Source organism: Nocardia niigatensis NBRC 100131, assembly GCF_000308655.1.
Classification (GTDB): domain Bacteria; phylum Actinomycetota; class Actinomycetes; order Mycobacteriales; family Mycobacteriaceae; genus Nocardia; species Nocardia niigatensis.
Genome location: NZ_BAGC01000006.1, coordinates 1 through 22,202 on the forward strand (window position 1 = coordinate 1; position 22,202 = coordinate 22,202).

At 69.5% G+C, this 22,202-nt stretch carries 15 protein-coding genes and 4 tRNA genes; 9 read left to right on the forward strand and 10 right to left on the reverse strand.

Features of this window, described 5'->3' with window-relative positions; all coding sequences use genetic code 11:
* Positions 1 to 424 precede the first annotated feature (424 nt).
* The 6 genes from dusB to ON33_RS03530 form a co-directional block, all read right to left on the reverse strand.
* Positions 425 to 1,573 carry a tRNA dihydrouridine synthase DusB gene (gene dusB, locus ON33_RS03505; protein WP_218001364.1) on the reverse strand — a complete coding sequence of 383 codons (1,149 nt, stop codon included), beginning with the start codon at positions 1,571 to 1,573 and terminating at the stop codon, positions 425 to 427.
* A 72-nt stretch (positions 1,574 to 1,645) separates the two neighbouring features.
* Positions 1,646 to 2,467, reverse strand: coding sequence for a hypothetical protein (locus ON33_RS03510; RefSeq protein ID WP_245550282.1), 822 nt, complete (start codon positions 2,465 to 2,467; stop codon positions 1,646 to 1,648).
* A gap of 4 nt (positions 2,468 to 2,471) precedes the next feature.
* Positions 2,472 to 3,245, reverse strand: a complete 774-nt coding sequence (locus ON33_RS37890) for an alpha/beta fold hydrolase (protein WP_051151600.1) — start codon at positions 3,243 to 3,245, stop codon at positions 2,472 to 2,474.
* A 136-nt stretch (positions 3,246 to 3,381) separates the two neighbouring features.
* Complete coding sequence (locus ON33_RS03520; RefSeq protein ID WP_040854974.1) at positions 3,382 to 4,368, reverse strand: acyl-ACP desaturase; 987 nt, start codon at positions 4,366 to 4,368, stop codon at positions 3,382 to 3,384.
* Positions 4,369 to 4,578: 210 nt separating this feature from the next.
* Positions 4,579 to 5,163: a DUF937 domain-containing protein gene (locus tag ON33_RS03525; RefSeq protein WP_040854977.1), complete on the reverse strand. Its 585-nt coding sequence runs from the start codon at positions 5,161 to 5,163 to the stop codon at positions 4,579 to 4,581.
* Positions 5,164 to 5,296: 133 nt separating this feature from the next.
* Positions 5,297 to 5,369, reverse strand: a tRNA-Lys gene (locus tag ON33_RS03530).
* A 1,119-nt stretch (positions 5,370 to 6,488) separates the two neighbouring features.
* On the opposite strand from ON33_RS03530, the gene ON33_RS03540 reads away from it, so the two are divergent.
* From ON33_RS03540 to ON33_RS03565, 5 genes are all read left to right on the forward strand, one after another.
* Positions 6,489 to 7,154, forward strand: coding sequence for a TetR family transcriptional regulator (locus ON33_RS03540; protein ID WP_040854983.1), 666 nt, complete (start codon positions 6,489 to 6,491; stop codon positions 7,152 to 7,154).
* Between the two features lie 92 nt (positions 7,155 to 7,246).
* Positions 7,247 to 7,319: transfer RNA gene (locus tag ON33_RS03545), tRNA-Glu, on the forward strand.
* 35 nt (positions 7,320 to 7,354) lie between these two features.
* Positions 7,355 to 7,428 (forward strand) — tRNA-Asp (locus ON33_RS03550).
* 59 nt (positions 7,429 to 7,487) lie between these two features.
* Positions 7,488 to 7,561, forward strand: a tRNA-Phe gene (locus ON33_RS03555).
* Positions 7,562 to 8,054: 493 nt separating this feature from the next.
* Positions 8,055 to 8,756, forward strand: coding sequence for a polyprenol monophosphomannose synthase (locus ON33_RS03565; RefSeq protein WP_040855099.1), 702 nt, complete (start codon positions 8,055 to 8,057; stop codon positions 8,754 to 8,756).
* Here ON33_RS03565 and ON33_RS03570 read toward each other — a convergent pair.
* Complete coding sequence (locus ON33_RS03570) at positions 8,753 to 10,267, reverse strand: HAD-IB family hydrolase (protein ID WP_083868560.1); 1,515 nt, start codon at positions 10,265 to 10,267, stop codon at positions 8,753 to 8,755. The two genes, ON33_RS03565 and ON33_RS03570, sit on opposite strands and share 4 nt — an antisense overlap.
* A complete protein-coding gene (locus ON33_RS03575) occupies positions 10,264 to 12,633 on the reverse strand; it encodes a glycerol-3-phosphate 1-O-acyltransferase (RefSeq protein ID WP_040854988.1) in 2,370 nt (789 codons plus the stop codon). Before ON33_RS03575 ends, ON33_RS03570 begins: the two co-directional genes overlap by 4 nt.
* Before the next feature lie 161 nt (positions 12,634 to 12,794).
* Between ON33_RS03575 and ON33_RS03580 the strand changes: the two genes are divergently transcribed.
* Positions 12,795 to 14,177 carry a salicylate synthase gene (locus ON33_RS03580; protein ID WP_085996664.1) on the forward strand — a complete coding sequence of 461 codons (1,383 nt, stop codon included), beginning with the start codon at positions 12,795 to 12,797 and terminating at the stop codon, positions 14,175 to 14,177.
* A gap of 3 nt (positions 14,178 to 14,180) precedes the next feature.
* On the opposite strand, the gene ON33_RS03585 is transcribed toward ON33_RS03580, so the two are convergent.
* Together ON33_RS03585 and ON33_RS03590 are read right to left on the reverse strand one after the other, a co-directional pair.
* The gene (locus ON33_RS03585; protein ID WP_040854992.1) at positions 14,181 to 15,050 is read right to left on the reverse strand and encodes an oxidoreductase; all 870 of its coding nucleotides are present in this window, start codon (positions 15,048 to 15,050) and stop codon (positions 14,181 to 14,183) included.
* Positions 15,051 to 15,073: 23 nt separating this feature from the next.
* Positions 15,074 to 16,690: a (2,3-dihydroxybenzoyl)adenylate synthase gene (locus tag ON33_RS03590; RefSeq protein ID WP_040854993.1), complete on the reverse strand. Its 1,617-nt coding sequence runs from the start codon at positions 16,688 to 16,690 to the stop codon at positions 15,074 to 15,076.
* Positions 16,691 to 16,833: 143 nt separating this feature from the next.
* Here ON33_RS03590 and ON33_RS03595 point away from each other — a divergent pair, with 143 nt between their 5' ends.
* The 3 genes from ON33_RS03595 to ON33_RS03605 all read left to right on the forward strand — a co-directional run bounded on the left by ON33_RS03595 (position 16,834) and on the right by ON33_RS03605 (position 21,967).
* Positions 16,834 to 20,442 (forward strand): non-ribosomal peptide synthetase, encoded by a 3,609-nt coding sequence (locus tag ON33_RS03595; protein ID WP_040854995.1) that lies wholly within the window; start codon positions 16,834 to 16,836, stop codon positions 20,440 to 20,442.
* 261 nt (positions 20,443 to 20,703) lie between these two features.
* On the forward strand, positions 20,704 to 21,585 hold the full coding sequence (locus tag ON33_RS03600) for an oxidoreductase (RefSeq protein ID WP_040854997.1): 882 nt from the start codon (positions 20,704 to 20,706) through the stop codon (positions 21,583 to 21,585).
* A gap of 19 nt (positions 21,586 to 21,604) precedes the next feature.
* Complete coding sequence (locus tag ON33_RS03605) at positions 21,605 to 21,967, forward strand: PH domain-containing protein (protein WP_218001365.1); 363 nt, start codon at positions 21,605 to 21,607, stop codon at positions 21,965 to 21,967.
* The last annotated feature ends 235 nt before the right edge of the window (positions 21,968 to 22,202 follow it).

The following is a 22,202-nucleotide window of genomic DNA, read 5'->3' on the forward strand; positions in this document are numbered from 1 at the left end:
TGTCCACGCGCTCGACCAGGTCCTGGACCGAAATGGGCGCGGCGGCAGCGGGTTCGGCGTCGTCGGTGTGCCGGGAGCGGCGGCCGGTGTGTGCCGGGTCGTCGCTGTCCGCAGGGTAGCGCTCCCAGGGGGCACGACCTCCGGGCCGTGGCGTACGCCCGTACCGATCGTCACCCACCAACGAACCTCATTTCGCTCTTGATACCGAGGGCCATGATAACGATTTCGCCACGATGAACCACTCGAACGTATGTCCACCGCAGGTGAGGGCGATTTCTCCGCTGTGTCGGGTATGCCACGCGCCCGGGCGGGCACGCTTCGCAAAGTGTGCCAGGACCTCGCCGCAACGCCTCGAAAGCTGCGCCGGGCGTTGACCGGATCGAGCCCGAACCACGAGCGGTCGGCGGTCGGCGTCGGCGACTGCTCAGCCGCCGCTGTGCATGACATCGGCCGCGGTGGGCACGGTCGCGTCCTCGGGATCGTCGAGCCAGCCGTCGGGCAGGGCCACCTTGGTCTGCGGGGAACCCTGGCGTCCGCGCGGGCCGAGCGCGTCCAGCGGGAACGGCACGTCCGGCTCCAGCTGCCCGACCAGATCCGCGATCTGCGCCAGGCTGGTCACGGTGGCGAACTGCCGCCGCAGCGCCGAGCCCACCGGGAAGCCCATCAGGTACCAGGCCATGTGCTTGCGGATGTCGCGCATGGCCTTGTCCTCGCCGTCGTGCTCGACGAGCAGCGCGGCGTGCCGGTAGAGGATCTCGCCGACCTTGCCGAGGGTGGGGCCCTCCGGGATCGGCTCGCCGCGCAGGGCGGCGCTCAGCTCGGCGAACAGCCACGGCCGGCCCAGGCAGCCGCGGCCCACCACCACGCCGTCGCAGCCGGTCTCGGCCATCATGCGCAGGGCGTCGTCGGCGGTGAAGATATCGCCGTTGCCCAGCACCGGGATGCTGGTCACGGTCTCCTTGAGCCGGGCGATGGCCGACCAGTCGGCCTGCCCGGAGTACAGCTGCGCGGCCGTGCGGGCGTGCAGCGAAACCGCCGCCGCGCCTTCGGCTTCGGCGATCCGGCCGGTGTCGAGGTAGGTGTGGTGCTCGTCGTCGATGCCGATGCGGAACTTGAAGGTGACCGGCACATCGCCTGCGGCCGCGACCATTTCGCGCACGATCTCGCGGAACAGCCGCCGCTTGTAGGGCAGCGCCGACCCGCCGCCGAGGCGGGTGACCTTGCGCACCGGGCAGCCCAGGTTCATGTCGATGTGGTCGGCCCAGCCCTCGCCGACGACGATGCGCACCGCCTCGCCCAGGGTCTTGGGGTCGACGCCGTAGAGCTGCATGGAGCGCGGTGATTCGTCAGGCCCGAAGGCCATCATGTTCAGCGTCTTCTCGTTGCGCTCCACGATGGCGCGGGCGGTGATCATCTCGCACACGTACAGCGAAGTGGCACTGCCGAATTCGCGGCACAGGGTGCGGAAGGCGACATTGGTGATGCCCGCCATCGGGGCCAGCACGACCGGCGGATCCAGCGGGTAGGGGCCGATCCGCAGCTCGGTCTTGGGGGCTTCGAGCGAGGCAGTCACGCTCTCCAGTCTCTCATCCGCGCGTTCGCGGCCAGAGCCGCGTACCGCGGGCAGTGCCCCCGGTCACACCGGTCACCACATCCGGAGGCCGCGCCGCCGCACCACGGCGACCGCGAGCACCGTGCCGGTCAGCCACACCGTGAGCCCGACCCCGATGTGGATGGCGCCGCGCAGCTCGCCCGACATCGAGCGGCCCAGGTGGTGGCCGAGGATGGCGCGCTGCTCGCCGTCGATCGGCGCGACGAAGTAATAGAGCCCGTACGGCAGGACCAGGTGGGTGAGCCAGGGCAGGGTGCTGCGCCAGTCGCGGCGGGCGGCCCAGCGCTGCCCGAGCGCGCGGGGCGGCACCGCGAGCAGCGCCGACACGAGATTGCCGACCCCGAGCCAGGCCAGGATCGGCAGCGCCACATCGGCCACCGAGACCCCGGTGCGCTGCATGGGGTGGGTGCTGGTGGCGGCGGTGAGCACGGCCGTGGCCAGCAGGGTCGGCAGGCCGACGATGAGCAGCAGCGCGAGGTTCTTGACCATCAGGATGCGCCGCACCGGTACGCCGGCGGCCAGGCTCAGCCGGGTCCGGTCGGCGTCCACGCCGAGCACATTCGTGGTGGTGACGTCGGCGAGCACGAAGGTCGCGAAGTAGACGCCGACCAGCACCACCCAGCCGTGCTTGTGCAGGGTGAGCGGCGAGATCAGCAGGAACAGCCCGGACAGCACCACATTCGCGCCGACGCCCTCGAGCCACAGCGCGGGCGGGGTGAACGACCAGCGCACCTCGTCGGCGACCTGCCGCCACAGCGGCCGTCCGGGCTCGATCGGGTTCGGGGCGGGATGGCGGCGCTCGGTGTGGAACTGGGTGAGCGCGCGTTCCCGTGCGGCGAGCAGGGTGCCGCGCATCGGTTCAGTCCAACGAGTCGACAAAGTCGCCTATCCGGGCGGCCACGGCGCCGGGCAGCCGTCGTGGCAGATGGTGGCCACCCCCGCTGATCAGATCGATTCGGGCACAGGGCAACTGCTCGCACAGGGCGCGGGAGGTGGAGATCGGCACGACCTTATCGGCCGGGTCGGCGAGGATCAAGGCCGGCATGCGCAGGTCGGCGAGCCGCGCTGTCCACCGATCCAGCGTCTGGAACATCTCGCGCTGTTCGGTGAGGAAGCTGCGCCAGACCGGGCCGTGCCGGTGGTGTACGCCGGCGAGCAGGGTGAGCGCGGCCGGGGCGGTGGTCCGGGCGGGGCTGTGGTCCAGGCCCTTTCGGGCCAGCCACGGCAGCACCGACCACGCGGTCATGGCCAGCGCGGTGCCGGCGAACGGTGCGGCGAGCAGTTCGTCCCACCCGGTCAGGCAGCCCGGGCCCACGCTCGACACCAGCACGAGTCCGCGCACCCGGTGCGGCGCCAGGGTCGCGGCCGCCAGCGCGACGCCGCCGCCGTACGAATGCCCGGCCAGGACAGCGCTGTCGATGCCGTCGCGGTCCAGCCGGTCGAGCAGCCAGCGGGCATTGTCCTCGATGGATCCGGCCGGTTCCGGGTTGTCGCCGTAGCCGGGGCGGTCGAGGGCGAGCGCGGTGAGGGATCCGGGCAGCCGGGCGGTCACCGCGTCCCAATCGGACCGATCGCCCGGTTGCCCATGCAGCAGCACCACATTGGCGGTGCGGACGCGGGTGTCGAGGCTCATGCAGTGATGATCGGTCCCGCGCACCCGGTGCGACTGGGGAATCCCGGGGAGCTTGCTGTGAGTCGCGCGCCGGACGCGGAACGGCCCCTCCGGATCGAAATCCGGAGGGGCCGTTGCCGTTCGCTCGGAGGCGGGGCTAGCTGCCGGTGGCGGCCAGCTCCTTCTCGCGCTTGGCGGCCTCGCGGGCCAGCATGCGGTCGCGCTGCTCCTCGAACTTCACGACGTCCTTGCCCAGCTTCTCGAGGAAGGTGCCCAGGCGCTCGCGGGTCTCCTCGCCACGCGCGGTGAAGTCGTCGCGCTCGAAGATCCGCCACTTCTTGAGCACTGGGTTCACCACCTCTTCGAGGTGCTGACGCAGGTCGTAGATGCCGTGCTTGGCCATCAGCACGCCGTTGCGGCGGAAGTTGGGCATGCCGGCGCCCGGCATCTGGAAGTTCTCCAGGATGAGGGTGATGGCCTCGAGGGTCTGGTCCGGCGAGAGGTCCAGGGCCGCACCGCACATGTTGCGGTAGAAGATCATGTGCAGGTTCTCGTCGGCGGCGATGCGCTGCAGCATGCGGTCGGCGATCGGGTCGTCGCAGACCCGGCCGGTGTTGCGGTGCGAGACGCGGGTGGCCAGCTCCTGGAAGGTCACGTACGCGACCGAGTACAGGAAGCCGGCGTTGTTCGACAGCTGGTCGAGTTCCTCGGTGGGCGAGGCGAACCCGTTGGTCATGTGGATCATGCGCGCCTGCTCGAGGGCGACCGGGTCGACGCCGCGGGTCACGACCAGGTAGTCGCGCATGACGATGCCGTGCCGGTTCTCTTCGGCGGTCCAGCGACCGACCCAGGTGCCCCAGGCCCCGTCCTGCGAGAAGTTCTCGGCGATCTCGCGGTGGTAGGACGGCAGATTGTCCTCGGTCAGCAGGTTGGTGATCATGGCGGCCTTGGCGAGCTCGCTCAGTTTCGACTGCTCGGGATCCCAGTCGACGCCTCCCATGGCGGCGAAGTTACGGCCTTCGTCCCACGGCACGTAGTCGTGTGGGTGCCATTCCTTGGCCAGGGAGAGGTGGCGATTGACGTTCTCCTCGGCAACCGGCTCCAACTCCGTCAGCAGCTCGAGTTGAGTCAGATCCTTTGCCATACATGTGCCCTTCGTGTCGTGCGTCGTGCTGTCGTACCCTCGCCGGCCTGCCGCCGCGCCCATACCTTACGTGACCGTAGGGTGATGTGAAACTCACATGCGCACCATTGCGGGGTAGGTGAGCGATGTCATATGACAACGGCCCACAGCGACGGGTTTATCGCCGTGGGCCGGACTTCGTTAGCCGCGCCTTGTCGTCGGGCGCGCGATTTACTTCCTACCCAGCAGACCGCCCAGCACGCTTCCGAGCACACTGCCCGCGTTCTGGCCGACCGCCTTGCCGAGTATGTCGCCCAGACCGCCGCCGGCGGTTCCACCGGTGGCGCCGCCGAGCAGACTGCCGAGCAGATCCCCGATCCCGCCGGAGGACTGGGCGCCGGCCCCGTTGCCTCCGCCGAGCGCCTTCTTGCTGAGGTAGGCCAGCACGATCGGCGCGAGCATCGGCAGCAGCTTGCCCATCAGGTCCTGGCTGATGTTGCTGCCGCCGACATTGCCGAGAGCGCTGAGGACCGTGTTCTTTTCGGCGCCGAAGGTCTGATCGACGATCTGGCTGCCGTTGGACACATCCACCTGATCGATGTCGACACCGCCGTCGAGCAGGCCGTGCGGCTGATTGGCGACTTCGTTCTCCAGATTCAGTCCGACCTCGGGGTTGCCGGCCTGTGCCTGGAAGCCGCCGAGTAGGACGGGGACGGCCGCGTCGATCGCCGTCTTGGCGGTCGCCTCGTCGACGCCGAGCCTCTCGGCGATCTGGGCGACGGGGACATTGGAGAGCAGGTCATCGAAGGAAGTCATGAACTCCGCCTGTGATGGTGGTACCTGGGAAAAGCTCGACCCGGGCCACGGTAGGGGAAACCCGGACAGATTGCCACAGGTTCGCGGATGTGGCGAGGGGCCCGGAGACATGGTTCCGGGCCCCTCACACGCGTGCCCCCACCAGGGCTCGAACCTGGGACCTGCGGATTAAAAGTCCGTAGCTCTACCAACTGAGCTATAGGGGCGTGCGGGACGTCAGTTTAATGCGCCGACCCCGCAAGTGTTAAACGAGTATCCGATCGTGCTCTGGCAGATGGTATTTGCGCAGGTCATGCTGCGTGGCCGCGGCCCGCGCGGGTGCGGCGCGGGCACGCGGGGACCGGCCGCGGTGAATCAGCGGGGTTCGCGCGGGGGAATGACGCGGTGTGCCGTTGCAGTGACGGGCCGTGCCGATCGGCGGGGCTCGGGGAGCCGCGGGGGTCGGTTGGGGGGACGATGTGGCGCTGTGAGGGTGCGGACCGGTCGGTGCGGCACCGCGAGCAGGTGGACCCGAGGGCGGACCGGGGTCGGCGCGGAGTGTGGGCGGGGTGAGGTGGCGATGCGGTATCGCCGTGCCCGTGGTCCGAGGGGTTCCGGGCAGCCCGCGGAGTGGGCGCCGATCGCCGGTGCCGAGTGGTCCGGCAATCGCCTTGCCACTCAGTTTGTTTCGTTGCGCCGGAGTGTGAATATCATCCAATGGTGATGCGTGGCAAGCTATTTGGGGCTGGATGTGGAAACCGGTCGGAGCCGGCGCGCGCAAGGGCGCGGCGGGCCGGCGGCCGTGCGATGTCGGTATGGACGGTGCGCGCGGCGGCGATCGGCCGGCCGAACCTCGATGGGATATGGGCGAATTCGTCGATTCGGACCAATCGTCCATACGATTGCTGCGGAATTGCGGTTTTCGAAAGGGGGTGTAATGGCTAACTGACTTTCCGGTACACCTCACGCTGGGTGCGTTTTCCGGGTACGGTGACCGACTGGTGAATTCCCGAAGAACCGGGATTGCCCCGGCGGCACGGGATTCGGCTTATCGTTGATGTGCCCGAACGTGTCGCGACCGGTCAGGCCGATCGCGGCTCTAATACGATGAAGCTGCGGGGAGGCGGACCAGGACGACGAAACGCCCGGGTGCGCACCCCCTGTGGTGCATCCGGGCGGGAAAAACTATACCAGTTGGTGTGTTTCAAGTTTTTCGCGCTTTTTCGTACCAAAAGTTTGGTAATTCCGGGCGAAGCCCGTTTTGAAGTATTTGAAAGACACATAACTTTGCGTCGAGGCCGCGCGGCGGTCAGCGACGGTTAGCTAGCTTCGGAGGCGTTTCGAGCATGGCACGGCAGCAAGAGCGGGCCCGCCGGACACGCGCGGCGATCATCAGGTCCGCCGCCGTTGAGTTCGGGAAGAGCGGCTATGCCGCTGCATCGCTCAACCGCATATTGGAAGGTTCCCGGGCGACCAAGGGAGCCATGTACTTTCACTTCGACTCCAAGGAGGACCTGGCTCGCGCGGTGCTGGAGGCGGCGGTCGACCGCTACCGGGCATCGACCGAAAGGTGGCTCGCCAGAACCGATCTCGGTCCACTGGACGTGCTGCACGGCATGATCGACGAGATCGCGCTGCGGCTGGAGAACGACATCATCATCCAGGCCGAGTTCCGGCTCATCATCGAGCCGGAGTTCTATCGCGACATCCAGGCCGGCGGCGGCCGCATCCTCGGGCGCGCCATCCGGCAGCTCGCGGTGAAGGCGGCCGAGCACAAACAGCTGCGCCAGGATTCGGATCCGGACCGGTTCACCCGCACCTTGGCGGCGGCGCTGGCGGGCCAGCGCTATATCTCCGATGTGCTGGCGGGTCCGGTGGATCTGCGGTCCCGGTTCGCCGAGGCGCTCGAGGTGATAGTGGAGGCCACTGCGACACCGGAATGGACCGAGGAGTTCCGCCGCGCCGGATGGCGGGTGTCCGCGCGGCTCGAAGATCTGAACTTGGGACTCTGACCAGCTGATTTGGGAATCACGCGGAGCCTGTCATAAGCTATCTCCGCTCCCAACGGAAGCCGTTGAGCAAACGGTCCGGAGAGATCCGGCGGGCCCCCTTCGTCTAGCGGCCTAGGACGCCGCCCTTTCAAGGCGGTAGCGCGGGTTCGAATCCCGTAGGGGGTACAACGATGGCAACATCGTTGTAGGAGCAAGAGCAAGGCCCTGTGGCGCAGTTGGTTAGCGCGCCGCCCTGTCACGGCGGAGGTCGCGGGTTCGAGTCCCGTCAGGGTCGCAAGACTCTCCTTGCACTGCAAGAAGTAGTACACCTTGGCATTCGAATCGGGTGCCTACGGCCAGGTAGCTCAGTTGGTACGAGCGTCCGCCTGAAAAGCGGAAGGTCGCCGGTTCGATCCCGGCCTTGGCCACTTCGATCGCAGAGGGCCTCTGCTCGCGGAAAGCGCGGGCGGGGGCCCTCTTCGTCTGTCTTGTGAGGGCCGAGCCCCCACGCCCCAGCCGGGGGCTGCGCCCCCGGACCCACCCTCTCGGGGCTGGTCGGTGTTGATCGTTCTTGCTTGGCGTGTTTTCCCTCATGTGGTGCTGATCTTGGTGGGATGCTGGGGATCATGGCTGAGGACAACCAGTGGTATTACTGCATCTCCCATCAGAAGGCGGAGCAGGGGAAGACCTGCTGGGTAGGGGATCGGATCGGGCCTTATCCGGATAAGGCGACAGCGGAGCGGGCGTTGGATATTGTGCGGGAACGAAATCGGCGCGCGGACCAAGAGGACGACTAGGCGCCGGAGTGACGGGGGTGACGCGCTGCTCGGTGCGCTCACGAGGCACTCAGGTGGACCAGGTACGGTTTCGTAGCCAGAAAACGACCAAGCGGGAGGGTAAACCTTGAAGGTCACCGTGGTGGTGCCGACCTACAACGAGCGGGAGAACCTGCCGGTGGCGGTGGAGCGGCTGACCGCGCTGCCGGTGGCCGACCTGCACGTGCTGGTGGTGGACGACAATTCGCCCGACGGCACCGGAGAGGTGGCCGACAAGCTGGCCGCCGATCTGCCGAACGTGGTGAGCGTGCTGCACCGCACCGAGAAGGACGGTCTGGGCCGGGCCTACATCGCCGGCATCACCAAGGCGCTGGACGAGGGCGCCGACGTGGTCATTCAGATGGACGCCGACCTGTCGCACCCGGCCGAGGTCATCCCGGCCATGCTCGACAAGCTGGAATCCACCGACGCCGGCGTGGTGCTCGGATCCCGTTATGTCCCCGGCGGTTCCACCGCGGCGGAGTGGAAGTGGTACCGCAAGGCGCTCTCGGCCTGGGCCAACTTCTACGTGAACATGATTCTGCGCCTGGGCGTGAAGGACGCGACCGCCGGTTTCAAGGCGTGGAAGGCGGACACGCTGCGCGCCATCGACGTGGCCTCGATCAAGTCGAACGGTTACTCGTTCCAGGTCGAGATGAACTACCGGACGGTCAAGAAGGGCATCTCGATCGCCGAGGTCCCGATCCGTTTCGAGGAGCGCACCAAGGGCGCCTCGAAGATGAGCCTGAAGGTGCAGCTGGAGTCCGCGGCCATGCCGTGGAAGCTGCTGTTCGGCCGGGCCGTCTAACTCGGCCAGTGCAGGAGCGTGTCCTCGAACAGCTGACGGACCCGCTCCACGTCGGCGTCCATCCGGTCCGGATCCCAGCCGCTGACATCGATCGGCGGTAGGACGGCCACGTCCACGACGCCTTTGCGTACCACGGCCGAATTGCGCCACGCGATTTCGCCGGCATTGCGGATCACCACCGGGATCACCGGCACGCCCGCCTGCCGGGCGATGTGGAACGCGCCCTTCTTGAACGGCCCGATGCGCGGGGTCAGGGATCGGGTGCCCTCGGGTGCGATCACGACCGACAGTCCGCCGCGCAGGGTTTCGACGACCGGTTCCAGTGCGGCCTTGGCGGCCGCTGTATCACGGCGGTCGATGAAGGTCACTTCGACGAAGCGCATGAGCGGCCCGAAGATCGGGTTCTTGGTGATCTCCCGCTTGGCGATGCCGGTGAATCCGGTGCCCAGCACCTCGGCCAGCACCACGATGTCGAATTGGCTCTGGTGGTTGAAGATGAACACGGCCGGGCGTGGGGCGCGGGCGTTCTCGGCGCCGGTCACCCGGACCTTCACACCGGTGCCGCGCAGGGTGGTGTCGGCGGCGTGGGTCATCATCGAATCCGCCATCTGGCGGCGCTGTTTCGTGTGCGCCTTGGCGGCCACGCCGAACAGTGCCCCGCCCAGCAGGCCGGTGAATCCGGCCAGGGTACGGACGTAGTCGGTGGCCCGAGGGGCTTGGCGGGGCCGGAAATGCAGCACCGGCCAATCCCTTTCGGCCGCCTCCAGCACCACACGCGGATCCGGGTTCACCGCGACCGGGTGCCCGGCGGTCTGCAGCAGTGGCAGGTCGGCGGCGCTGTCGGCGTAGGCCCAGCTCTGGCTCAGGTCGATGTCGTGGGTGCCGGCGAAGCGGCGCACGGCGTCGGCTTTGCCATTGCGCCACAGCGGCTTTCCCTCGACGTGCCCGGTGAGCACGCCGTCCTGTACGGCCATGGTGGTGCACAGCACGTGCGGGACGCCGAGTTCTTCGGCGACCGGTCGCACCTGGTAGCAGGTGACCGAGCTGATCAGCACCAGCGTGTGCCCGGCCGCCTCGTGCTCGCGGACCAGCCGCCAGGCTTCCGGATAGATGTGCCCGTACACGCTGCGTGCGAACACCTGTCGTCCGAGTGTGATCAGCTCGTCCTCGGCGGTCCCGGCCCAGCCGTACATGACCGATTGCAGGAAGCGCTCGTATTCGCCCTCGCTGCGGGCGCCGCGAATGCTGCCCAGCAGGGTGGCGGTGAGCGCGCCCCGGGTGCTGCTGCGGCGCAGCAGCCGCCGGGCCAGGGGCGGCGGGTTGAATCCGTGCACGACGGTGCCGCCGAAGTCGAATATCGCCGCGACGCGCGGCCCCTGGGGCCCGGTGCGCACGGCTTCGAGGGCCTGGTCGAGATTCTGGGCGCCGACCGGGCGCTGGGTGACGCCTACGCCGGGCCGGTGTGGCGGTGCGGGCCTGCTCGTGCCGATGCCCCGGACCCGGTGTGTCATAGCGCTTCCAGGCGGTTGGAGGGGTCGAGGGTGGCGGCCCGGGAGATGCGCTGGCCGATGGCGCGCAGTTCGGCGGCGAAGCGGCTGCGGCGGGCGGCCAGGTCGGCCGGATCGTCGGAGGGGGCGAGCAGGCCGTGGTTGTCGGCGAGTTTGACCGCGCTGCCGAACAATTCGGAGGACACCGATTCGGGGCTGTGCAGCCGCTGTTGCAGCAGCATCTGTTTGCCGACCTGCAGGCATTCGTCGACGAGGGCCTTCCTGTCGATCTCGGTGACCGGGTCGCGGGCGGCCAGCCGTTCGGCCACCACCAGTTGCGCGTCGAAGAAGGAGCGCAGCACGCGGTGCGCCATCATGAATCCGGATTCGGCGAGCCGGGCCAGGATTTCGGAGCCGACGGTGCCGGTCGCGGTGCGCTCATGCCATTCGTTGTCCACCAGCAGCATTTCCGCGGTGAGCTGGCTGGTGAATTCGGCTCGCTCCGGGAAGAAGAATTCGAACTTGAGCAGGTCGCGCAGCCGGTAGGCGGCCTCCCAGCCGACCCGGAGCTGATCGCCCTCGGGCGCTTCGACGGCGGTGAGGATGGCGAGCTCGAGGATGGCGCGGTTGACGAACCAGTGCACCGCGCTGTTGCGGTAGAACGCGGCCTCCAGGTGGGCTCCGGCATGGATGGCGTACACCGGTTCCAGCCCGCCGCGGTACGCGGTCACCACGGTGGCGACGGTGAGTTGTTCGAGGACCACGGCCAGCCCGTGATCGTCACGGAGCGTGCCGAGTTCGCCGCCCGGCAGGTTCCGGCGCTCGATGTAACCGAGCACGGGTGCGATGGCGGCGCGCAGTTCGCCGCGGGTGAGGGCGCGTTCGTGCACGCCCAGCAGCACCAGGGTGGTGAGGGCGTTGACGGTGATCGGGGTGACGTCGTTGATGCCGACGGCGACCTCGAAGGCGAGCCGCTGCACCGCGAGGTGCTCGAGTTCGAGGGCGGGTTCGGGCGCCGGATTCGGGTGCGCGGTCAGCGGATCGCCGTGTACGGCCAGCCGTTCGCGGGCCGAGAGCGGGGTGCCGAAGCGCACGTACACGTGCCCGGCCGAGTGCTGCTGATTGCGCACGTAGCGGGCCAGCCAGGCCAGACCCTCGGGTTGTTTGCGGCCGCCGGTCTGTTCGGAGGCGATGGCCCCGATCTCGTTGAGCCGCTCGTAGGTGATGGAGACCGGTACCAGCATGACGTCGTCGATGCGTTTCGAACGGATCGCCGCCGCAAGGTAATTCAGCAGTCCGTAGCGGGGCGGGCGGAGTTTGCCGGTGCGGGTGCGCCCGCCCTCGAAGTACCACTCCAGGTTGAAGCGCTTGGTGAGCAGGTAGGCGAAGTACTCCTCGACGACCGCCTTGTACACCTCGTCGTCGCCGAAACTGCGGCGGATGAACACGGTTCCGGTGCGCCGGGCGATGGGCCCGATCGGCCAGAATTTGAGGTTGGCCCCGCCGACCACGTGATTGGGTGGAAAGTCGTTGCGCGCCAGGATGTCCCCGAGCACGAAGGCGTCCACGTAGGAGCGGTGCGAGGGCAGGAAGACCAGCGGGTAGCGCCGGTTGAGCGAGCGCAGCCGGTCCAGCCCGGTCTCGTCGGCGTCGACTTTCCAGGTGGAGGCGTGCACGGGCCGCATGGCCTGGGTGAACAGGTCCGACACCAGCCGGCTCTGGGCGGCGACGAGTTCGCGCAGACCCTTCTCGGCCCGCCGGTAGATCTCGCGGGAGGGGATGCCGGATTCCTCGGCGATGGCGTCGAGCCGGCGCAGGAATTCGGGCGAGTCCAGAATCTCCTCGACCACCAGCCGGGGCACCTTGTACCGGTCGCCGATGACGGCGCGTTCGGCGCGTTCCAGGGCGACGATGCCGGCGCGCACGATGGCCCGCCCGAAAGCGTCGGGGGCACCGGCGGATCCGGGATTGTTGGCGCGCAGCTCGCTGAGCCGGGCGGGCTGGCCGGTCAGCACCAGGTGCCGGTCGGGGGCCTTGCTGAGCAGCCGGCGCTGCATGAGCCGGTTGGGTTTGCGGGGGTTGGTGAGGGTGAGCAGGTCGCTGAAGGTGGTGCGGCGCACGCCGTCTCGCTCGGGCGGTAGCCAGAGCACCCGGACCGGGACCACCAGCGGGTCGTCGGCGCGCCCGACGAGCCGGGCGGTGACGGCGGCGGCGTCGAGGTCGAGCTGGGTGACGGGGGCCGAGGTGCCGAATTCCTGGGTGATGCCGCCCTCGGCGAGCCAGTGGCCGACGAGGGCACGCTCCACCGGGGAGGTGGCGTCGACCAGGGCGACCACGGACTGCGGAGCGGTGAGTGCGGCTTCGGGGAGCCGGCTGTCATGATCGAGCATTCTGTTTACCTCCGCATGAGCCGCTGCGCTCCATTGAAGCCCAAACCTGCGGCGCCGGGCGGAAGGTCGCGCAATTCCCCGGTTGGGGCGGGGGTTTCGCTGGGGTTTCGCGGCGCCGTGACGCAGGTCGCGATCGACGCCTCCCCACTACAGGAAAGGCAATGCTAACCTCACCCATCGAGTTAGGTAAGCATAACCTTGGAGGTCAGGTGTCGGTCGCTGACGAACGCGTGAGGCTCGAGGGGGAGCAGCGGTGGGGCGAACACGTCACCGATCCGGTCGCGGCGGTCACCGCCCTCGCGGCGGCGGATCGCTTCGGTGAGTACGTGGTGTACGAGCGGCCCGGCGAGTGGGTGTTCGCCGCCGGCCCGCTGGGCGGAGTCGAGCTGGACGCGAACGAACTCCGGGTGAGCTGGGACGGGCAGACCACCGTGGGATCGTGGTCCGGAAATCCCGCGCAGGCCGTCGACGGCGCGCTGGCCGGACTGCCACTGACCGACCGGAACGCCTTCGGCTGGATCGGATTCGAGTTCTGCGCCTGGTCGCTGGGCGCGACCGGGCACGTGCACCCGCGAGCGACGCTGGCACACCTGATGATTCCGCGCATCGAGGTGCGCATCGATGCCGCCGGGGTGCGGGTGTCGGGTGCGACGCCGGCCGAGACCGGGGACATCCACGCGCTGATCGCCGCCGCGCAGGCCGCGCCGCTGCCCCTCGCCCATCCGGTGGACGTCACCGTGGATCCCACCGGCTACCGGGACCGGGTGGCCACCGGTGTCGCCGAGATCCGGGACGGCAAGTACCAGAAGGTGATCCTGTCGCGGAAGGTGGAACTGCCTTTCGCGGTGAACATCCCGGCCACCTACCGGCTGGGCCGCGTGCACAACACCCCCGCGCGCTCGTTCCTGCTGCGCCTGGGCGGGCTGGAGGCCGCGGGCTTCAGCCCGGAACTGGTCGCGTCCGTGGACCGGGACCGGGTGGTCACCACCGAGCCGCTGGCCGGCACCCGGGCCTTCGGACGCGGCGACGAGATCGATCTGGCCGCCCGCGCCGACCTGGTACGGGATCCGAAGGAGATTGTCGAGCACGCCATTTCGGTGCAGACCTCCTTCGCGGAGATCGCGGCCGTCGCGGAGCCGGACACCACGGCGGTCTCGGACTTCATGGCGGTGCGGGAGCGCGGCAGCGTACAGCACCTGGCCTCCACGGTGCGGGGGCGGCTGGCGGCCGACCGCAGCCCGTGGGACGCGCTGGAGACGCTGTTCCCGTCCGTCACCGCCTCCGGCATTCCCAAGGCCGCGGGCGTCGACGCGGTATTTCGCCTCGACCACGATCCGCGCGGCCTGTATTCCGGTGCGGTGGTGACGGTTTCGCCCGACGGTGCGCTGGAGGCGACGCTGGTGCTGCGCGCGGTCTATCAGACCGGCGCGGGCGCATGGCTGCGCGCGGGCGCGGGCGTGGTCGGACAGTCCCGGCCCGAGCGTGAATTCGAGGAGACCTGCGAGAAGCTCGGCAGCGTCGCGCCGTATGTGGTGCGCGCCTGAGCGTCAGATGCCGAACTCGACCCCGGTCAACCGCTCGGACAGCTCCCAGAGCTGCCGGGCGGTCTTCTCGTCGTGGGAGGCGGCGGTGGAGCCGACCCGGGTCGGATGGCCGCGCCAGTTGAACCGGTCCGGACCGTAGTAGCCGCCCGGTTCGACCTCGGCGGTGGCGGCGTACAGCGTTGGCAGCGCGCCCATTTCGGCGCTCTGCGCCACCAGCCGGTTGCCGAGTCCGATGATCTGCTCGAGCAGGTTCTGGGTCTCGGAGCTGATCTCGGTGGCGGCGTAGCCGGGGTGCGCGGCCACCGCCAGCACGGGCGAACCGGTGAGCGTCAGCCGCCGCTGCAGCTCGTAGGTGAACAGCAGCAGCGCCAGCTTGGACTGCGCGTACGCGCCGAAGCGGGAGTAGGCGCGCCGCTCCCAGTTCAGGTCCTCCAGGTCGATGCGGCCGATGAGATGGGTGAGGCTGGAGGTGTTCACCACCCGCTCCGAAATCCGGTCCAGCAGTAGGCCGGTCAGGGCGAAGTGGCCGAGATAGTTGGTGCCGATCTGTAATTCGAAGCCGTCGACGGTGCGCTGCTTCGGCACCGCCATCACCCCGGCATTGTTGACGAGAACGTCGGCCCGCTCGACGCCCGCCGCGAAGGCGCGCACCGAGGCCAGGTCGGCCAGATCGAGCGGGCGGATCTGCACGGTGCCGGAAATGGTGCGGGCCACGGCCTGCGCCTTGACCTCATTGCGGCAGGCCATGATCACGTGGGCGCCGGCGGCGGCCAGGGCGCGCGCGGTGGCCTCGCCGAGGCCGCTGGTGGCGCCGGTGACGATGACGATCCGGCCGGTCTGGTCAGGAATATCCGATGTGTTCCACCCGCCCATGTCTGAACCCTAGGACGCGGGGCTCAGCAGCGCGCGGCGAGGGCCTTCTTGTCGATCTTGCCGACCGCGGTGACGGGCAGGGCGCCGGCCTGCCGCAATACGTCCGGGAGCTTGTAGGTGGCCAGGCCGCGCTCGCTCAGGAACGCCTTGACGGCGGCCAGGGCCGGCAGGTCGCCCGCGGTCACCAGCACCACGCACACCTTCTCGCCGAGCGCCGGGTCGGGCAGGCCGACGGCGGCCGCGTGCCGGACGCCCGGATAGGCGAGCAGGTGCTCCTCGAGCTCGTCGCAGGAGATGTTCTCGCCGCCCCGGTTGATGACGTCCTTGATACGGCCGGACACGATCAGATGCCCGCTGGGCAGGCGGCGCACCAGATCGCCGCTGCGGTAATAGCCGTCCGGGGTGAAGGCGCGCGAATTGTGTTCGGGGGCACGGTAGTAGCCGCGCAGGGTGTAGGGGCCGCGGGTGAGCAGTTCGCCCTCCTCGCCGTCGGCGACGTCGCGGCCGTGCTCGTCCACCACCCGGACCTCGTCGGCGGGGGAGAGCGGGCGGCCCTGGGTGGTGCACACCAGGTCGTCGGAGTCCTCGGCGCGGGTGTAGTTGAGCAGGCCCTCCGCCATGCCGAACACCTGTTGCAGGCGCCCGCCGAGGGCGGGACCGACATCGCGGGCGTTCACCTCGGCCAGCTTCGCGCCGCCCACCTGCAGCAGGCGCAGCGAGGACAGGTCGGCGTCCTCCCATTCCACGGCCGCGCACCACAGCTGGGCCAGCGGCGGCACCACGGCGGTGACGGTCACGCGGTGGCGTTCGATGGCCGCGAAGGCGCTCTCCGGGCTGGGGTCGGTCACGAAGGCCATGGCCCCGCCGGTGGCCACCGTGCCCAGCACGCCGGGGCAGGCCAGCGGAAAGTTGTGGGCGACAGGGAGCGTCGCGAGATAGACGTCGTCCGGGCCGAGTTCGCAGACCTCGGCGCTGGCCTTCGCGTTGTAGGCGTAGTCGTCGTGGGTGCGGGCGATGAGCTTGGGCAGGCCGGTGGTGCCACCCGAGACCAGCATGAGGGCGATATCGGAGGCGTCGACCTCGGGGAGTGAATCGCCTTCGGCGGGAATCGAATTCAGGTCGGTGAACGGGCCGGGGTCACCGAGCACCAGGATGTGCCGCAGGCTGGGGACATTCGCCTGCACCTCGGCGGCCAGCGTGCGGTAGTCGAAGTCGCCGAATCGGTCCGCCGTCACGTAGGCGACCGCGCCGGAAAGCCTTGTCAGATGCTCGATCTCGGCCCGGCGGTGGGCGGGCAGGGTGAGCACCGGGATGATCGCGGCGCGCAGCAGGCCGAACAGCACCGGGACGAACTCGGGGACATTGGGCAGCTGCAGCACGATCCGATCGCCCGGCCGGACGCCCAGGGCGAGGAAGCCGTGCGCCATACGGTCGGCCGCGCGGTCGAGGGTCGCGTAAGAGGTCGGGGTATCGCCGAGCAGTGCGGGCCGCTCGGGCCATTGCCGGGCCGCGTCACGCAGGAGTTCGCCCAGCGGCCGGCCCGCCCAGTAGCCGGCCCGCCGGTACCGCTCGGCGAGGTCGGCGGGGAACGGGACGAAGCCGTCGCGGTGGTCCGTGGCGGTTGATGCGTTCGAATTCACAGCTCTGACCTCTGGTCGGTAAGGGTGGCCTTGCATAGGTTAGGCGACCCTATCTCAATGGGTTACGCTGCTGCCGGACGACATCCGACTACCGGATCGGCAGCGGCCATCCCGTCCCCCTCGAACAAGGAGTACCAGCGGAAATGGAGTCACCCCAGAGGTCGGCGGCGAATATCGCCCGGGACGAGATCCGCACCGCCATCGCCGGACACCTCGGCCTCGACCCGGCCGCCGTCCCCGATCACGCCGACCTCATCGAACTCGGCCTCGATTCGATCCGCACCATGAAACTCGCCGGCTCCTGGCGCAAACGCGGCCTCGCGGTGAACTTCGCCCAACTCGCCGCCGAACCCACCGTCGCCGCCTGGCACCGCCTCCTCGGCGGAACCGAGCCGGACGGGGATATCGCGGTGGCGAACGAGACCCCGGCCATCGTGAACAACGTCCCCGCCCAGGGTGATTCGATTGTTCCCCGCGCCGGGGCGCCTGCCGCCGCGAACGAGGGGAGTCCGTTCGAACTCGCGCCGATGCAGCACGCCTACTGGGTGGGGCGCGGCGAGGGGCAGCGGCTCGGGGCCGTCGCCGCGCATCTGTACGTCGAATTCGACGGGGCCGGAGTCGATCCGGAGCGGCTGGGAACGGCGGTCGAGGAGCTGGTGCGACGGCATCCGATGCTGCGGACCCGGTTCCTAGCGGACGGGACGCAGCAGACGATGGAGCGGCCGGGGCGGGACGTCTGGAGCGTCACCGATCTTCGCGCGGCCGATGCCGAGTCGGCCGAGCGGACCCTGGAAGCGTTGCGGGAGCGGCGGACTCACCAGCTGATGGCGGTGGAGGACGGCCAGGTCGTCGATATCGCGCTGACCCTGCTGCCGGAGGGGCGGACGCGGCTGCACCTGGATGTCGACATGCTGGCCGCCGATGCCATGAGCTATCGGATCCTGGTGGCGGACCTGGCGCGGCTCTATCACGGCGAGCAGCTGCCGCCGCAGCGCTACACCTTCCGGGAGTACCTGGCCGAATATGCCGGTCCCGCACCGGAACGCATGGCCGATCGGGAGTGGTGGCAGCAGCGGCTCGCGGACCTGCCGGGCGCGCCCGAACTGCCACTGGCCGCCGCGGCCGGGGAGCCTGGGGAACGGGCCGCGCGCACCGTGCGGTTGCATCGCTGGTTGTCCCCGGAGACCAAGGCGCGCATGTTCGCCGCGGCGCATGCCCGGGGAATCACCCCGGCCATGGCGCTCGCGTCGGTGTTCGCCGAGACCATCGGCGGCTGGTCGGCGCAGCGGCGGTTCCTGCTGAATCTGCCGCTGTTCCACCGGGAACCGGTGCATCCGGAGGTGGACGGCGTGGTGGGCGACTTCACCTCGTCGGTGTTGCTGGAGGTCGATGTGACCGAGCCGGCCACCGTGACCGATCGGGCCCGCGCTCTGCAGCGCGAATTGCACGCCGCCGGAGCCCATTCCGGCTACACCGGCCTCGAGGTCCTGCGCGATCTGGGCCGCCTGCGCGCCGAGCCGGTGCTGGCCCCCATCGTCTACACCAGCGCCATCAATCTCGGCGAACTCTTCGCCGACCAGGTCACCGCCACCTTCGGCGACCCGGTCTGGATCATCTCCCAGGGCCCGCAGGTCCTGCTCGACGCCCAGGTCACCGAGGTCCGCGGCGGGCTCCTGCTGAACTGGGACATCCGCGCCGACGCCTTCCCACCGGCCATGGCCGACACCATGTTCACCCGCTACATCGACGCCGTCCTGCGCCTGGCGGGCAGCGACGAGCCGGACGCGGATGCAACGGACGCAGGGTGGGATGCCGAGGCTGCGGTGCGAATTCCGGTGGAGCAGGCGGTGGTTCGCGCCCGCGTGAACGCCACGGATGGTCCGGTTTCCGGTCGGGCGTTGCACAGCGGGCTGTTCGATTTCGCTGCCACGAATCCGGCCGCGCCGGCGGTCATCTGGGAGACGGATCTCGCCGATCGGCCCGCCGAATTCGCCTCCGGGACAACGGTGCTGACCTACGGCGAGCTGGCGGCCGAGGCGCTGGCGGTGGCCGGGGCGCTGCGTGCGGCGGGCGTGCGGCCCGGCGATGCGGTCGCCGTGCAGTTGCCGAAGGGACCGGAGCAGCTGTCGGCGACCGCCGGCGTGCTCGCGGCCGGCGGCGTGTACGTGCCGATCGGGTTCGATCAGCCGGCGGCGCGGCGGGACGAGATCGTGCGGACCGGGGCCGTGGTGGCGGCGGTGACGGCCGGGGCGGAGGTCGCCGGGGTGCCGACACTGACGCTGCATGAGGCGCGGCGGTATCCGGAACCGCTGGCCGAGGCGGTGATTCCCGATCCGGAGGCCATCGCCTACGTGCTGTTCACGTCTGGTTCGACGGGGAAGCCGAAGGGCGTGGAGGTGCCGCACCGGGCGGCCATGAACACCATCGACGATCTCAACGAGCGGTTCGGGATCGGCGCGGAGGATCGCGCGCTCGCCCTGTCGGCGTTGGAGTTCGACCTGTCCGTCTACGACATCTTCGGCCTGCTGAGTGCCGGGGGTGCGGTCGTCGCGCTGGATGAGGGACAGCGCGGCGAGCCGGGACGGTGGGCCGAGATGATCCGCCGGCACCGGGTCTCGGTGGTCAACTGCGTCCCCAGCCTGCTGGACATGCTGCTGGAGGCGGCGGCCGGGAAGCCGGTGGACAGTCTGCGCACGGTGATCCTCGGCGGCGACTGGATCGATGTGACGCTGCCCGGGCGGCTCGCCGCGGTGGCCCCGGACTGCCGGTTCGCCGGACTGGGCGGGGCCACCGAGACCGCCATCCACTCCACCATCTGTGAAGTGGTGAATGCCGAAGTGCCGCAGGAATGGTCGGCCGTCCCGTACGGCACGCCGCTGCGCAATGTGCGCTGCCGGGTGGTCGGGCCGTCGGGCCGGGACTGCCCGGACCAGGTCACCGGCGAGCTGTGGATCGGCGGGTCGGGCGTGGCCGCCGGATACCGCGGCGACGCCGAGCGCACCGCCGACCGGTTCGTCACCCACGAGGGCCTGCGCTGGTACCGCACCGGCGATCTCGCGCGCTACCTGCCCGACGGCTGCCTGGAGTTCCTGGGCCGCGCCGACCATCAGGTCAAGATCCGCGGCTATCGCGTGGAACTCGGCGAGGTGGAGAGCGCCCTGCGCACGCTGCCGGGCGTGCGGCACGCCATCGCGGCGGTGGTCGGCGCGGCCGCACCGAAACTCGCGGCGGTCGTGGTCGCGGGGGAGGACGTCACCCCGGAGGTCCCGGCGCTGCTGGCGGCCGCCGCGGATCTGCTGCCCGCCTACATGATTCCGGCCCGCGTCGACCTGCTGGACGAGTTGCCCTTCACCTCGAACGGCAAGCCGGACCGCAAGGCCATCGCGGCCCTGCTGACCGCCGGCGAGCGGGACGGTGAGTTCGTCGCTCCCCGCACCGATGCCGAACGCGCGGTGGCCGACATCGTCGCCACCGTGCTGGGCCGGGAACGGGTCGGCGCGACCGACGACTTCTTCGCCCTGGGCGGCGATTCGGTGCTGGCCACCGCGGTCGTCGCACGCGTGCGGGACTGGCTGGATTCCCCGGACACCGTGGTCGCCGACTTCTTCGCGACCCGCACGGTCGCCGGTTTGACCGGACGCCTGCTGGATCGCGAGCAGCGCGCCGGTGCGGCCGGGCGCCTGGACGGGGTGGCCCGGTCCTACCTGGAGGTGGCCGCCATGTCCGACGACGAGGTCCTCGCCCTGTCCTGAGAAGCGCGATCCCCGTGCCGACCCGCCAGGACAGACCGGCGGGAACCCGGTTTCCAGATCAGGACCGGAACCCCCGGCAAACCCGCGGGTACCGGCGTGTCCACGGTCGCGGACGCTGCCGCTCGGGCAGGTCGGAGCAGTGGAACGCGAGCCGGACCCGCCGCGCCCGGACACCGCGAGAAGCACGGGCAAACGCGGGATCCGGGAGCGGTTCGCGCCGACACCAGACGTGCGCGCCGCCGCGCCCCTAGACTCGACCCCGTGAGTGGTTGGGACATCGCCGACATCCCCGATCAAGCGGGGCGGACGATCATCGTGACCGGTGCCAACAGCGGGCTGGGCGCGGTCACCGCGCGGGCGCTCGCCGGGGCCGGGGCGCGCGTGATCATGGCGTGCCGCAATGAGGTCAAGGCACGGGCCGTCGCCGACGAGATCGGCCCCAACGCCCAGGTGCGGCGGCTGGATCTGGCCGACCTGGCCTCGATCCACGAGTTCGCCGACTCCGTCGACGGCGCCGACGTGCTGATCAACAACGCGGGCGTGATGGCGGTGCCGCTCAAGCGCACCGCCGACGGCTTCGAAATGCAGATCGGCACAAATCATCTCGGTCACTTCGCGCTGACCGGGCTGCTGCTGGACAAGATTCGCGACCGGGTGGTCACGCTCTCCAGCGGCATGCACGCCATCGGCCGCATCGATCTCGAGGACCTCAACTGGGAGCGGCGCTCCTATCAGCGCTGGGCCGCCTACGGGCAGTCCAAGCTGGCCAACCTCATGTTCGCGCGGGAACTGCAGCGCCGGCTGACCGGCGCCGGATCGAGCAAGGTGTCGGTGGCCGCGCACCCCGGCTACGCCGCCACCGACCTACAGGGGCACACCGAGTCCCTGTACGACACGCTCATGTCGATCGGCAACCGGCTGTTCGCGCAGAGCGCCGAAATGGGCGCACTGCCAACGCTGTTCGCCGCCACCTCGGAGGTCGAGCCGGGCGGCTTCTACGGCCCGACCGGGCTGCGCGGCATGCGCGGCTACCCTGGACCCAGCACCTCCACCGCCGCCTCCAAGGACGAGGTGACCGCGCGGCGGCTGTGGGAGCTGTCCGAGCAACTCACCAAGGTCAACTACCCGTTCGTTCGCCGCTGACCCGGAGGCCGGAGAACTGATGAGCATTCCATTCGACCGGCGAGATCAGCTCGACAAGATCCAGCAGGGACTGCTGCCGGGTGAACAGATCCTGGCCGTGTACGACGCCATCGGGGTGGGCACCGGATTCCTGGGGATCACCGATCGGCGGGTCGTCATCCAGGACAACTCGTTCGTCGGGAAGAAGATCGCCATCACGAGCATCCCGTACGGGCGGATCTCGAGTGTCAGCATCCTGACCAACAAGTCGTTCGCGGGACAGTTCTTCTCGTCCGGGCACATCGCCATCAGCACCGGGCACCACACCTACGAGGTGGAGTTCCGGGGCGACGAGAAGACCCGCCATGTGCACGACGTCATCCTGCACTACATCCTGCGTTGACCGGGTCCGTCTCAGAGTGTGGGACTCCGATCCCAGCGATGGTGTCCTACGCCACAGGCACGATTCGAGATCTCTGGTACAGTCCCGGACATGCAGCGTGCGTATTTCTGGTTTAGCCAGCCGGCCCCGGGTGGGTCGCGCGGCGTGAACCTGCGCTGACATCCTCCACCCCGAGCCGGACGAAATCAGACCGGCTCGAAGGGGTTTCGAACAACTCTCCGTGGGTCGGCCTGGG